Genomic DNA, 12,709 nt, shown 5'->3' on the forward strand with positions numbered 1-12,709 from the left:
CACTCTAATATATAGGGTTTTGTGTCATGGAACTGTCATGTTTCTGAAAAGTGTCGCCGCACGCCTGATCGCGCCGGTGCTCGTGTCGATGCTGTTGCTGGGCGTCCTGTCCGCCGTCACGCTGCGGATCGAGGCGCGGGTGGCCACCGCCAATGCGGCGGCGACCGATGCCGAGACGGCGATGTTCCGCCTGGCCGAACTGCGCTCGGTCAGCCGCTCGCTGCAACGCGACGCGCTCAACCTGGCGACCGAGGACGATGCTGCCGAACGACAGGTGATCCTGGGCAAGTTCACCAAGCGGCTGGGGACGTTCGGCGATGCGCTGACGGCGCTGCGCGACGACCCCACCGGCCGCGCGGCGACGCCCGACTATCTCGTATCGCAGGCGCGGGTGCGCGACGAACTGGCGATCGTGGGGCGGCTGGCCAATACCGGGGATCGTGTCGGCGCGATGGCGCATTTCCGGCAGCGGGTGCGCCCGGCCGAGCGTCGCGCCTCGAAGATCGCCGATGCCAGGATCGATGCCCTCAAAGAGGCAGTCGCCACGCTCCACACCCGCGCCGATGCGATCGCCGGAGAGGGCCGCCGGGTCCTGATCGGCGCGACCCTGTTGCTCGCCATCGCCGGGCTGGCGACCGGCTTGTTCATGGCGCTGCGCACCGTGGTGCGCCCGCTGCACGAGTTGCGCGCCGCGATGGTCGCGCTGGCCGAGGGGCGGGCCGATGCCGTCATTCCGCATGGCGGCCGCGCCGACGAGGTGGGAGAGATGGCACGGTCGATGGCGGCCTTTCGCGACCAGCTCGCCCAGGCCGAACAGGCCAAGGCGGCTCAGACCGCACTGATCGTCGACAGCATCGGCGAAGGCCTGTCGGCGCTGGCGAAAGGCGATCTGACCGCGCGGATCGATGCCGAACTCGATGCGCCGTTCGCGCGGCTGAAGGCCGATTTCAACCGCGCGATGGATGCGCTGGAGGCGGCGATGGCCTCGGTCGCGGCGGCGGCGGGCGGCATCCATGCGGGGGCGATGGACATCCGCCAGGCCTCGGACGACCTGTCGCAGCGCACCGAACAACAGGCGGCGGGGCTCGAGGAAACCGCCGCCGCCGTCGATGAGATCACCGCCACCGTCCGCCATGCCGCCGCCAGCGCCACCGAGGCGGCGCGGGCGGTCGAACGCACCCGGACCGACGCCAGCGAGGGCGGCGCGGTGGTCGACCGCGCCCGCGCCGCGATGGGCGGGATCGAACTGGCCTCAACCGAGATCGCCGAGATCATCGGCGTGATCGACGGCATCGCCTTCCAGACCAACCTTCTCGCGCTGAACGCCGGGGTCGAGGCGGCGCGCGCCGGCGATGCGGGCAAGGGCTTCGCGGTCGTCGCCTCCGAAGTCCGTGCGCTCGCCCAGCGTTCGGCGGAGGCGGCGCACAGCGTCAAGGCGCGGATTCTCGCCAGCTCCGAACAGGTCCGCGCCGGCGTCGCGCTAGTCGGCCAGACCGGCGAGGCGCTCGACCGGATCAACCAGGGCATGGGCCAGATCGGCACGCTGATGACCGGCATCGCCGACGATACCGCGCGCCAGGCCGATGGCATGGGCCAGATCAACACCGCCCTGTCCGAGATGGATTCGGTCACCCAGCAGAATGCCGCCATGGTCGAGGAGGCGACCGCCGCCGCGCGCAGTCTGGCGCAGGAGGCTGAACAGCTGAACCAGGCGGTGTCGCGCTTCCGCCTCGCCGCGATGCCGCCGGCCGCCCCCGTCCGATCGGTATCGGCCACCCCGATGCAGGCGGTACGGCGGCGCGCGGCCAATGACGGCGGGTGGTCGGCCTTTTGACCGCCACTCGCATCATGGCCCACCCGCATCATGACTTGGCGTCGCGAAACGCATCCTTTCCGCCTGCCCGCTTGATCCCCGACGCCGGGCGGGCCACATGGCGGTCATGCTGATCGAGACCGAACCGACGCCCAACCCGGCGACGCTGAAATTCCTGCCCGGCCGCAAGGTCATGGACAGCGGCACCCGCGACTTCGCCTCGCCCGAGGAAGCCGCCGCCAGCCCGCTGGCCGAGGCGATCTTCAACTTGGGGGATGTGACCGGCGTGTTCTTCGGCCGCGACTTCGTCTCGGTCACGGTCGCCCCCGGCACCGACTGGTCGGAGGTAAAGCCCGATGTACTCGGCATCCTGCTCGACCATTTCTCGGCGCAGATGCCGCTGTTCAAACAGGGCGCGGCCGATTTTGCGGTGCCGGGCGAGGAAGAGGCGTTCAGCGACGATCCCGCCGATGCCGACATCGTCGCGCAGATTCGCGAACTGATCGACACGCGGGTGCGGCCGGCCGTCGCCAATGACGGTGGCGACATCGTCTATCGCGGGTTCGACAAGGGCAAGGTCTATCTCAAGATGCAGGGCGCCTGCGCCGGTTGCCCCTCCTCGACCGCGACGCTGAAGAACGGCATCGAGCAGCTGCTGCGTCACTATGTTCCCGAAGTCACCGAAGTCAGGGCGGTCTGATGAACCCGATCGACGACGCCAGCCTCGACCGGCTGTTCCGCGAAGGCCGCACCTTCAACCATTATCTCGACACGCCCGTCGGCGAGGATGAGATTCGGGCGATCTGGGATCTGATGAAGATGCCGCCGACCTCGACCAACCAGAGCCCGGCGCGCATGGTCTGGTGCCTGAGCCAGGAGGCCAAGGACAAGCTGGCCGATTGCGCGACGGGCAGCAACCCGGACAAGATCCGCGCCGCGCCCGCCGCCGTCATCATCGGCATGGACGTGGACTTCCACGAGAATTTGCCGCAGCTCTTCCCGCATGTGGATGCCAAGAGCTGGTTCGACGGCAATACCGAACTGCGCGAGGCGTCGGCCTTCCGCAACAGCTCGCTCCAGGGGGCCTATCTGATCCTCGCCGCGCGGGCGCTGGGGCTGGATACGGGCGCGATGTCGGGCTTTGATCAGGGCGCGGTCGACAAGGCGTTCTTCGCCGACCAGCCGGGCGTGCGGTCGAACTTCATCGCGACCATCGGCTATGGCGATCGCAGCACGCTGCACCCGCGCAATCCCCGGCTCGCGTTCGAGCAGGCCAATCGGATCGCCTGAGCCGCACTTGCGCACGCTGGTCATCGATACCGCCACCGCCGCCTGCTCGGTCGCCCTTCTCGACGGCGACCGGGTGATCGCGCGCGCCCATGACGTGGTCGGGCGCGGCCATGCCGAAAAGCTGGTGCCGATGATCGCCGCGCTGCCGGATGGCGGCCGGGCGGAGCGCATCTGGGTCGATTGCGGCCCCGGCAGTTTCACCGGCATCCGCGTCGGCATCGCGGCGGCGCGCGGGCTGGCGCTGGGCTGGGGCGTGACCGCGACCGGGTATAACTCGCTCGCGCTGGTCGCGGCCGCCGCCTTCGCCGCCTGCGATGACGACGCCGTGTCGGTCGTGCTGGAGGGCGGGCATGGCGAGGTCTTCGTCCAGGCCTTCGCGCGCGACCTGACGCCGCTGACCGGCTTCGCCTCGATGAAGCCCGACGCGGCGCTGGCCGCGCTGGATGGCCGGGTCGCGGTGGGTAACGGCGTGCGGTGGCTGACCGCGCTGTCACCCGATCTGCCGGCCATCGAGGCGCTGCCCGATGCGGCCGAAGCATGGCGCCTGCCCCCCGAGCTGACCGCGCTGCCCCCGCGCCCGGTCTATGGCCGCGCGCCCGATGCCAAGCTGCCCGGCGGCATCACACCGCCCGAGGCCGGCGCCACCTGATGGCCAGCCTCAGCCTCTCGTTGCGTCCCGGTGACGCGCGCGACGCCGGGGCGGTCGAGGCGGTGATGGCCGCCGCCTTCGACCCGCAATGGGGCGAAGCCTGGACGCGTTCGCAGCTGCTGGGCGTGATGGCGCTGCCCGGCATCCAGCTGATCCTGGCGGAGATGGGCCAGGAACCCGCCGGCTTCGCGCTGGTGCGCTCGGTGATGGATGAGGCCGAATTGCTGCTGCTCGGCGTCGTGCCCGACCATCGGCGCAGCGGCGTCGCCAGCGCTTTGGTCGAACGCGTGATGCACGACTGCGCCGCCGCCGGGGTGGTGACGCTGCATCTCGAGGTCCGCGCCAATAACCCCGCCGTGCACTTCTATACCCGCCACGGCTTCGCCAAATGCGGCGAGCGGCGCAACTATTACAAGGGCGCGGACGGGCGCCATTACGACGCGCATACCTATCAGCGGGCCATCGGCTGAGCCGATCACGCTATCCGAGTTATTGCGAGTCGCTATCCTCTTTTCGCAATTAGCCTTTGCGCGTAGAGAGGGGCCAGCCCGAGGAGTTTGAATATCATGGCCCGCAAGATCGATCTCGAAGCGCTGTGCGCACAAAAGGGACTGCGCATTACCGAACAGCGTCGCGTGATCGCCCGCGTCCTGTCGGAGGCGGAGGACCATCCGGACGTGGAAAAGGTCTATGAGCGCGCCGCCAAGATCGATCCCGGCATCTCGATCGCGACCGTATACCGCACCGTCCGCCTGTTCGAAGAAGCGGGCATCCTGGACCGCCACGATTTCGGCGACGGCCGCGCCCGCTACGAGCCCTCGCCCGAGGCGCATCACGACCATCTGATCGATGTCGAGACCGGCCGCGTGATCGAGTTCGTCGACCCGGAACTGGAACAGCTGCAAAAGGCGATCGCCGAGAAGCTGGGCTTCCGCCTGGTCGACCACCGCATGGAACTCTACGGCGTCAGCCTCGACCGCAAGAGTTGATGGCCGTCATCGCCCATCGCGATGCCGACAGCAAAGGCGGCCTGCGTGCAGCGGGTCGCCTTTCGTGTATCGTCGCCGCGCTGCTGATCGCGCTGCCGCTGCACGGCGCGTGGCGGCTGGTGGGGCGCGCCTCGCCCTGGCCGCGCCGTTTCCTGCGGCGGGTCGCGGTGATCCTGGGCGCGGACATCCGGGTCGTCGGGCAGCCGCTTCACCGCGACGTGATGATCGCGGCCAACCATCTCAGCTGGTTCGACATATTGCTGCTGGCGGGTACGGCGGGAACGCGGTTCGTCGCCAAGGCCGAGGTCGCCGCGCTGCCGCTGATCGGATGGCTGGCGGGGCTGAACCGGACGGTCTTCGTCGCGCGCGGCGACCGGCTGGGCGTCGGCGATCAGGTGGCGAGCATCCGCGCAGCACTGGCCGAGCATCAGCCGATCGCGATCTTTCCCGAGGGGACCACCGGCGACGATCTGGACCTCCTGCCCTTCAAGCCCGCCCTGTTCGCCGCGCTGGTGCCGCCGGTGCCGGGCATCCGCATCCAGCCGGTCAGGATCGATTACGGCGCGGCAGCTGGCGACCTCGCCTGGCTGGGCACCGATCCCGGCGACGCCCATGCCCGGCGCGTGCTGCGCCGGCCGGGGCGGTTCAGCGTGACGCTGCACTATCTGGACCCGTTCGATCCCGCCGATCATCCCGATCGCAAAGCCCTGGCCGCCGAGGCCCGCGCACGGATCGCCAACGCCTGATTTTAAAGCCGTTCACATTCCTCCCCTGCAAGGGGAGAGGGACCAGCGAAGCTGGTGGAGGGGTATCACCCCTATCGAGAGCGTGACACCCCTCCGTCAGGGCTTCGCCCTGCCACCTCCCCTTGCAGGGGAGGAATAGGGGAACGCTGGCGAGCATGACCGTTTTGCGATAAGGGGCGCGGATGCCCGCATCCCCCAAGACCTTTCACGTCAAGTCCTTCGGCTGTCAGATGAACGTCTATGACGGCGAGCGCATGGCCGAGCTGATGGCCGCGCAAGGCCTGACGACGACCGACGATGCCAGTGCCGCCGATCTGGTGGTGCTCAACACCTGCCACATTCGTGAGCGCGCGACTGAGCGGGTCTATTCGGAGATCGGCCGGCTGCGCAAGGACGCGGGCGAACAGGGCCGCAAGCCGATGATCGCGGTCGCCGGCTGCGTCGCGCAGGCGGAAGGCGAGGAAATCGTCCGCCGCGCCAAGGTCGATGTGGTTGTCGGCCCGCAGGCCTATCACAACCTGCCCGATCTGGTTGCCAAGGCGGCGGCAGGCGAGGCCGCGCTCGACACCGACATGCCGGTCGAGTCGAAGTTCGCGCATCTGCCGGGCCGCCGCAAGGTGAACCCCTCGGCGTTCCTGACGGTGCAGGAAGGCTGCGACAAATTCTGCACCTATTGCGTCGTGCCCTATACGCGCGGCGCGGAGGTCAGCCGCTCCTATTCGGCGATCATGGACGAGGCGCGGTCGCTGGTCGATGCCGGTGCGCGCGAGATCACGCTGCTGGGTCAGAACGTCAATGCCTGGAACGACGCCGACGATCGCGGCCTGCATGGCCTGATCCGCGAGATGGACCGGATTCCGGGGCTGCACCGCATCCGCTATACGACCAGCCACCCCAACGACATGACGCAGGGGTTGATCGATGCGCACCGCGATGTCGAAAGCCTGATGCCGTTCCTCCATCTGCCGGTCCAGTCGGGGAGCGACCGCATCCTGAAGGCGATGAACCGCCAGCATAGCCGCGACAGCTATATGCGGCTGATGGACCGGGTGCGCGCGGTACGGCCCGACATCGCGCTGTCGGGCGACTTCATCGTCGGTTTCCCCGGAGAAACCGAACAAGACTTCGCCGACACGCTGAGCCTGGTCGACGCGATGGGCTATGCCCAGGCGTTCAGCTTCAAATACTCGCCCCGCCCCGGCACGCCCGCCGCCTCCATGGACGATCAGGTGCCGGCCGAAGTGATGGACGAGCGGCTCCAGCGGCTGCAGGCGTCGCTCAACCGCGACCAGCACGCCTTCAACATGGCGAGCGTCGGCCGGAGCTGCACCGTCCTGATCGAACGGCGCGGCAAGCTGCCCGGCCAGATGCTCGGTAAGTCGCCCTGGCTCCAGTCGGTCCACCTGATCGGCGACCATCAGATCGGTGACCTGGTCGAAGTCGAACTGGTCGCCGCCGGCCCCAACTCGCTGACCGGACAAGCGAAGGTGAAGGCTGCGGCGTAACTCCGCCCCGTCCGCATCCTCGACCGCCGTTCAGGCTGAGCGAAGCCCACGCTCGCACTTCCGCGATTTTGTTCGCGCGGAGACGCGGAGATGTCTCGCCCGCTGATAGTGTATCCAGCACTCGTAGTTGGAAGACATTTTTCGAACGCCTGACGCAGACAGGCCAAGATTGCGGCTGGATACACCCTCTCCGCGCCTCCGCGTCTCCGCGCGAACCAAAATCTTCTCAATCGCGCAGAGGCGCAGAGGAAGAAGAATGTCTTCCGACTGAAACGGAGGGCTCTTCTTCTCCGCTTCCTCCGCGCCCTCCGCGCCGCTGCGCGCAAAAAACTGTCTTCCCGTCACACCCATGTCACGCAATTTCGCTGGCGTTCCGATCCTCGCCACCCCATCTTGGGGGAACCTACTGACGGTGAAAGGACCGCATGAGCCGCAAGCCCCTCCCCGCCCAGGCCGGTGAACGCAGCCGGGCGGAACTCAGCTTCGACAAGCCGCAAGTGCTGGCGCAGCTGTTCGGCCAATATGACCGCAATCTGGTCGCATTGGAGAATCGATTGGGCGTCTACATCACCGCGCGCGGCAACCGCGTCGGGCTGGAGGGGACCGCCGAGCAGGTCGCGCTGGCCCGCGACGTGCTGAACGACCTGTACGCGCGTATCCAGCGCGGCGAGGAGGTCGATACCGGGCTGGTCGACGCCGCGATCGCGATGGCCTCCGAACCGACGCTCGACGGCATACTCAGCGCCGAACGCACCTCCGCCCCGCCGATCATGATCCGCACGCGCAAGAAGACGATCGTGCCGCGCACCCCCGCCCAGGCGCATTATATGAAGGAGCTCGTGTCCAACGACATGATCTTCGCGCTGGGACCGGCGGGCACCGGCAAGACCTATCTGGCGGTGGCGCAGGCGGTGGCGCAGCTCATCACCGGATCGGTCCAACGGCTGATCCTGTCGCGCCCGGCGGTCGAGGCGGGCGAGAAGCTGGGCTTCCTGCCCGGCGACATGAAGGAGAAGGTCGATCCCTATCTCCGCCCGCTCTACGACGCGCTGCATGACTGCCTGCCCGCCGAGCAGGTGGAACGGCGGATCGCCAGCGGCGAGATCGAGATCGCGCCGATCGCCTTCATGCGCGGCCGGACGCTGGCCGACGCCTTCGTCATCCTCGACGAGGCGCAGAACACCACGCCGGCGCAGATGAAGATGTTCCTGACCCGCTTCGGCCAGAACAGCCGTATGGTCATCTGCGGCGACCCCAACCAGGTCGACCTGCCCGGCGGCGTGCCCGCCTCCGGCCTGGCCGATGCGGTGCGTCGCCTGGAGGGGATCGAGGGGATCGCCATGAGCCGCTTCACCGCCGCCGACGTCGTCCGCCACCCGATCGTCGGGCGCATCGTCGACGCCTATGAAGGGCCGAACGCCTGAGATAGGATGCGCGCATGGCCGAACGCGATCCCTATCCCCCGCTGACGCTGGGCACCGACACGCGCGAGCAGGTCGCGCGCGCGGCCCGGCGTCTGGGCGTCAGCGAGGAGGAGGCGATTCGGCGGGCGCTCGCGGAACTGCTGGTCAAGGCCGAGCCTGACCAAATGGAGCGACGCCCCTTGCGCGACGTCATTGCGGAACTGCACCGCACCTCGGCGTTGCCGCCACCGACCGGCATCGTCATCGACAAGGCATTTTACGACGATCTTTCAGGCGGCCTGTGAGTATTTTTGTCGACGCCTCGGCGCTGGTCGCGATCATCCTGAAGGAAACCGAGGTCGACAGGCTCGCCGAGCGGCTGGAGAATCATGACGAGCGTCTGACCAGCGCCGTCGCGCTTTGGGAAACGATGGCAGCCGTACGGCGGGCGCGTGACACGAGTGTCGAACTGGCATGGGCGGAAGTCGAGCGATTTCGCCTAGCGCTCGACCTCCGGCTCCTTCCGATCGGCGCCGAGGAAGCCGAACAGGCCGTCATCGCCTATGCCCGCTACGGCAAGGGCCATCACCCCGCCCGCCTCAACATGGGCGATTGTTTTGCCTATGCCTGCGCGCATGGCCAAGACGCGGAACTCTTGTACAAGGGCGACGATTTTGCCCTGACTGACCTGGCCGATCCTGAAAGGCTCCAATGATCGAGATTGCGCTGATCCATGAAGAGCCCTGGTCGGGCGACGAGCAGAGTTGGGAGGCGCTAGCCACCCGCGCCGCGCGCGCCGCGATCGAGCGGACGCCGCATGGCCCCTTGCTGACCACGCCCGCGCTGATCGAGATTTCGGTGCGGCTGACCAGCGATGACGAGGTGCACGCGCTCAACCGCCAGTACCGACAGAAGGACAAGCCGACCAACGTCCTGTCCTTCCCGATGGTGCAGCCCGATCTGATCGCGACGGTGACGCAGAATTCGGACGATGGCGAAGTGCTGCTCGGCGACATCGTGCTGGCCCACGGTGTCTGCGTCGCCGAAGCGGCCGAACGCGGGATCGCGACCGAAACCCATGCCACGCATCTGCTGGTGCATGGCGTGCTGCATCTGCTAGGCTATGACCATATGCAGGATGACGAGGCCGAAGCGATGGAAGCGATCGAGCGCGACGCGCTGGCCAGCCTCGGCATCGATGACCCCTATCTAGTGCGCGAGGACTGACACCCCCCGATGGCCGACGGCCCCAGTAGCAGCACCGGCAACGGTGACTCCAACGAGAATGGTATCTGGCGCGGGCTGAAAAGCCTGATCTTCGGCGAGGAGCAGGAAGAATCGCTACGCGACCAGCTCGAAGAGGCGATCGACCGGCATGAGGGCGATCCCGGCCCCGATGCCAAGGGCGACCTGACCCCGCTGGAGCGGCAGATGGTGCGCAACCTCCTCCATTTCGGCGAGCGCGATGCCGGCGATGTGGGCGTGCCTCGCGCCGACATCATCGCGATCGAAGAGCGGACGACCTTCGACCATATGGTCCAGATCTTCGCGGAGGCCGGGCACAGCCGCCTGCCCGTCTATCGCGAGACGCTGGATGCGATCATCGGCATGGTCCATATCAAGGACGTGTTCAACATCCTGGCGACCGGCGCGGAACATCCCGCCAGCATCGCCGGGCTGATCCGCGATCCGCTTTACGTCCCCATGTCGCGCGGCGCGCTCGATCTGCTGGCCGATATGCGCCAGAAGCGGGTGCACCTGGCGGTCGTGCTCGACGAATATTCGGGTACCGAGGGCCTCGTCACCATCGAGGACCTGATCGAGGAGATCGTCGGCGAGATCGAGGACGAGCATGACGAGGCGCCGCAGGCGATGCTGGTGCCGCTCGATGGCGGGGCCTGGGACGCCGATGCCCGCGTCGGGCTGGAAGAGGTCGGCCGCGCGGTCGATCCGGTGCTCGAGGAAGCCGAGGACGATGTCGACACGCTGGGCGGCCTGACCGCCGTGCTGGCGGGGCAGGTGCCACCGGTCGGCACCTGCATCGACCATCCCAGCGGCTGGCGGATCGAGGTGACCGAGGCGGACGAGCGCCGCATCCATCGCCTGCGCCTGCACCCGGCGGTGGCCACCGTCGACGAATGATCCGCGCCTATCGGGCGGACGACCGCGACGCTTGCCTGGCGCTGTTCGACGGCAACAGCGCCCCCTATTTCGCGCCCTCCGAGCGGGCCGATTTCGCCCATTTCCTTGACCACGAGGCCGCAGCATGGGGCTTTCAGGTGGCCGAGCAGGACGGGCGGATCGTCGGCTGTGGCGGCATGGCGATCGACGCGGAGGAGAGAACCGCGCATCTGTGCTGGGGCATGGTCGAGCGCCACTTGCATCGGCAGGGCATCGGCACCGCGCTGGTCCGCACGCGGCTGGATCGGGCGGCTGAGGCGGGGGCCCGCGCGGTGCGGCTGGACACCAGTCAGCATAGCCGGGCCTTTTACGAGCGGCTCGGCTTTGTCAGCGAGGGCGTGACGGCGAATGGCTATGGGCCGGGGCTGGACCGCGTCGACATGGTGCTGATCATCGGCGGTTGAATGGCGGGGTTGGGGCGTGGCCTTCGACTTCGCTCAGGCTGAATGGGGCAAGGGGCAATGAGCCTTTTACCAACGTCTGTTCAGCCTGAGCGAAGTCGAAGGCCACGCCCTCCACGACCGTTCCCAAGTCACACACTCGATCACTGACGATGGTTTAATCCATTATCGCGATAAAAATTCGCCCGCTAAAAGCGAATCAACAGGTTAAGTATGTCGGGCTCGTGGCATTGCATCGCCCCCCGACGCTTCCCGGTTCGAGGGCGCGAAATAACTCCCTGACCTTCGCGCCTTCGATGGCCGCCGGTGCGCTCCCTAAACACCGGCGGCCACCCTTCGTGCAAGGGCCCGTGCACACCCCCTTCCCCCCATGCCGCGCTGCGCGTATCTCTGGCATATGCGTAAACACGTCCTGATCGTCTCCGGCATCATCGTCCTGATCGGTATCGCCGTCATTGCCTGGCTGGCCTGGCCTGATACGGCGCGGTTGAGCGTCGATCAGGTGGCCGGCAAGCAGCCGACGATCAGCGCACCGCGCGAGCAGGTGATCCCCACCGTCAATATCGCCAAGCCGGTCGGCTGGGCGCAGGGGGCCAAGCCGCAGGTAGCACCGGGTCTGGCGATTCAAGCCTTCGCCACCAGCCTCGACCATCCCCGCTGGCTGTACGAACTGCCCAATGGCGACGTGCTGGTGGCCGAGACCAACTCGCCGCCGCGCCCTGCCGCCGGCATCACGCAGCGGGTGATGAACTTCTTCCTCGGCCGCGCCGGCGCGGCGGTGCCGTCGGCCAATCGCATCACGCTGCTGCGCGACACCAATGGCGACGGCAAGGCCGATATGAAGACCGCCTTCATGACCGGGCTGAACTCGCCCTTCGGCATGGTGTTCTTCGACGGCTATCTCTACATCGCCAACACCGATGCGCTGGTGCGCGTGCCGTACCGCGAGGGCGAGACGCAGATCACCGCCAAGCCCGAAAAGGTCGTGCCGTTGCGCGGCGGGGGCAATCACTGGGCGCGCAACGTGATCGCGGCGGAGGATGGCAAGACCCTCTATGTCTCGGTCGGCTCGGCCAGCAACATCGCCGAGAACGGCATGGATGCCGAGAAATTCCGCGCGACGATCCTGCAGGTCTGGCCGAACGACAAGAACTGGCGCGTCTATGCCGGCGGCCTGCGCAATCCGGTCGGCATGGCGCTCAACCCGATCAGCAACCGGCTGTGGACGGTGGTCAATGAGCGCGACATGCTCGGCTCCGACCTCGCGCCCGACTATCTGACCCAGGTCGAGTTCGGCGACCATTTCGGCTGGCCCTGGTATTATTGGGGTGGCTATCCCGATGATCGGGTCGAGCCGGCCAATCCCGCGCTCCAGCAATATGTGAAGCGCCCCGATTATGCGCTGGGGCCGCATGTCGCCGCGCTGGGCCTGACCTTCTCGCAAAATGCCAGGCTCGGCGACCGCTTCGCGCGCGGCGCGTTCGTCGGCGAGCATGGGTCGTGGAACCGCAAGCCTGCCTCGGGCTACAAGGTCGTGTTCGTGCCGTTCGGCGCGAACGGGTTCCCCGTGGCGGGCGCCAAGCCGGTCGACGTGGTCGGCGGCTTCCTAGACGGCAAGGGCGAGGCGCAGGGCCGGCCGGTCGGCGTGATCGTCGACAAGGCGGGCGGTCTGCTGGTCGCCGATGACGTCGGCAATGTCGTGTGGCGGGTCAGCGCAGCAAAGTGACGCGCG

The 12,709-nt window shown here is 67.6% G+C and carries 15 protein-coding genes; all 15 read left to right on the top strand.

What is annotated here, in order from left to right; genetic code table 11:
• Nucleotides 1-37 precede the first annotated feature (37 nt).
• The 15 genes from GGR48_RS13465 to GGR48_RS13535 all read left to right on the top strand — a co-directional run bounded on the left by GGR48_RS13465 (nucleotide 38) and on the right by GGR48_RS13535 (nucleotide 12,703).
• Nucleotides 38-1,834 (top strand): methyl-accepting chemotaxis protein, encoded by a 1,797-nt coding sequence (locus GGR48_RS13465; protein ID WP_240456004.1) that lies wholly within the window; start codon nucleotides 38-40, stop codon nucleotides 1,832-1,834.
• A 106-nt stretch (nucleotides 1,835-1,940) separates the two neighbouring features.
• On the top strand, nucleotides 1,941-2,513 hold the full coding sequence (locus GGR48_RS13470) for a NifU family protein (RefSeq protein WP_183952431.1): 573 nt from the start codon (nucleotides 1,941-1,943) through the stop codon (nucleotides 2,511-2,513).
• On the top strand, nucleotides 2,513-3,103 hold the full coding sequence (locus tag GGR48_RS13475) for a malonic semialdehyde reductase (RefSeq protein WP_183952365.1): 591 nt from the start codon (nucleotides 2,513-2,515) through the stop codon (nucleotides 3,101-3,103). The genes GGR48_RS13470 and GGR48_RS13475 overlap by 1 nt, the downstream gene beginning before the upstream one ends.
• A 7-nt stretch (nucleotides 3,104-3,110) precedes the next feature.
• Nucleotides 3,111-3,752 (top strand): tRNA (adenosine(37)-N6)-threonylcarbamoyltransferase complex dimerization subunit type 1 TsaB, encoded by a 642-nt coding sequence (tsaB, locus tag GGR48_RS13480; RefSeq protein ID WP_183952366.1) that lies wholly within the window; start codon nucleotides 3,111-3,113, stop codon nucleotides 3,750-3,752.
• Complete coding sequence (locus GGR48_RS13485; protein WP_183952367.1) at nucleotides 3,752-4,222, top strand: GNAT family N-acetyltransferase; 471 nt, start codon at nucleotides 3,752-3,754, stop codon at nucleotides 4,220-4,222. The genes tsaB and GGR48_RS13485 overlap by 1 nt, the downstream gene beginning before the upstream one ends.
• Nucleotides 4,223-4,318: 96 nt before the next feature.
• Nucleotides 4,319-4,741: a Fur family transcriptional regulator gene (locus GGR48_RS13490; RefSeq protein ID WP_042489602.1), complete on the top strand. Its 423-nt coding sequence runs from the start codon at nucleotides 4,319-4,321 to the stop codon at nucleotides 4,739-4,741.
• On the top strand, nucleotides 4,741-5,487 hold the full coding sequence (locus tag GGR48_RS13495; RefSeq protein ID WP_183952368.1) for a lysophospholipid acyltransferase family protein: 747 nt from the start codon (nucleotides 4,741-4,743) through the stop codon (nucleotides 5,485-5,487). The genes GGR48_RS13490 and GGR48_RS13495 overlap by 1 nt, the downstream gene beginning before the upstream one ends.
• 182 nt (nucleotides 5,488-5,669) lie before the next feature.
• Nucleotides 5,670-6,992 (top strand): tRNA (N6-isopentenyl adenosine(37)-C2)-methylthiotransferase MiaB, encoded by a 1,323-nt coding sequence (gene miaB, locus GGR48_RS13500; protein WP_183952369.1) that lies wholly within the window; start codon nucleotides 5,670-5,672, stop codon nucleotides 6,990-6,992.
• A 425-nt stretch (nucleotides 6,993-7,417) separates the two neighbouring features.
• The gene (locus tag GGR48_RS13505) at nucleotides 7,418-8,416 is read left to right on the top strand and encodes a PhoH family protein (protein WP_183952370.1); all 999 of its coding nucleotides are present in this window, start codon (nucleotides 7,418-7,420) and stop codon (nucleotides 8,414-8,416) included.
• A 14-nt stretch (nucleotides 8,417-8,430) separates the two neighbouring features.
• Nucleotides 8,431-8,700: a ribbon-helix-helix protein, CopG family gene (locus GGR48_RS13510; RefSeq protein WP_183952371.1), complete on the top strand. Its 270-nt coding sequence runs from the start codon at nucleotides 8,431-8,433 to the stop codon at nucleotides 8,698-8,700.
• The gene (locus GGR48_RS13515; protein WP_183952372.1) at nucleotides 8,697-9,110 is read left to right on the top strand and encodes a PIN domain-containing protein; all 414 of its coding nucleotides are present in this window, start codon (nucleotides 8,697-8,699) and stop codon (nucleotides 9,108-9,110) included. The genes GGR48_RS13510 and GGR48_RS13515 overlap by 4 nt, the downstream gene beginning before the upstream one ends.
• Complete coding sequence (ybeY, locus tag GGR48_RS13520) at nucleotides 9,107-9,622, top strand: rRNA maturation RNase YbeY (protein ID WP_183952373.1); 516 nt, start codon at nucleotides 9,107-9,109, stop codon at nucleotides 9,620-9,622. The genes GGR48_RS13515 and ybeY overlap by 4 nt, the downstream gene beginning before the upstream one ends.
• 9 nt (nucleotides 9,623-9,631) lie before the next feature.
• Nucleotides 9,632-10,537, top strand: a complete 906-nt coding sequence (locus GGR48_RS13525) for a hemolysin family protein (protein WP_183952374.1) — start codon at nucleotides 9,632-9,634, stop codon at nucleotides 10,535-10,537.
• On the top strand, nucleotides 10,534-10,980 hold the full coding sequence (locus GGR48_RS13530; protein WP_183952375.1) for a GNAT family N-acetyltransferase: 447 nt from the start codon (nucleotides 10,534-10,536) through the stop codon (nucleotides 10,978-10,980). The genes GGR48_RS13525 and GGR48_RS13530 overlap by 4 nt, the downstream gene beginning before the upstream one ends.
• A 394-nt stretch (nucleotides 10,981-11,374) precedes the next feature.
• Nucleotides 11,375-12,703, top strand: a complete 1,329-nt coding sequence (locus GGR48_RS13535) for a PQQ-dependent sugar dehydrogenase (RefSeq protein WP_183952376.1) — start codon at nucleotides 11,375-11,377, stop codon at nucleotides 12,701-12,703.
• Nucleotides 12,704-12,709: the final 6 nt, after the last annotated feature.

This window comes from Sphingomonas pseudosanguinis (assembly GCF_014196255.1).
Classification (GTDB): Bacteria; Pseudomonadota; Alphaproteobacteria; order Sphingomonadales; family Sphingomonadaceae; genus Sphingomonas; species Sphingomonas pseudosanguinis.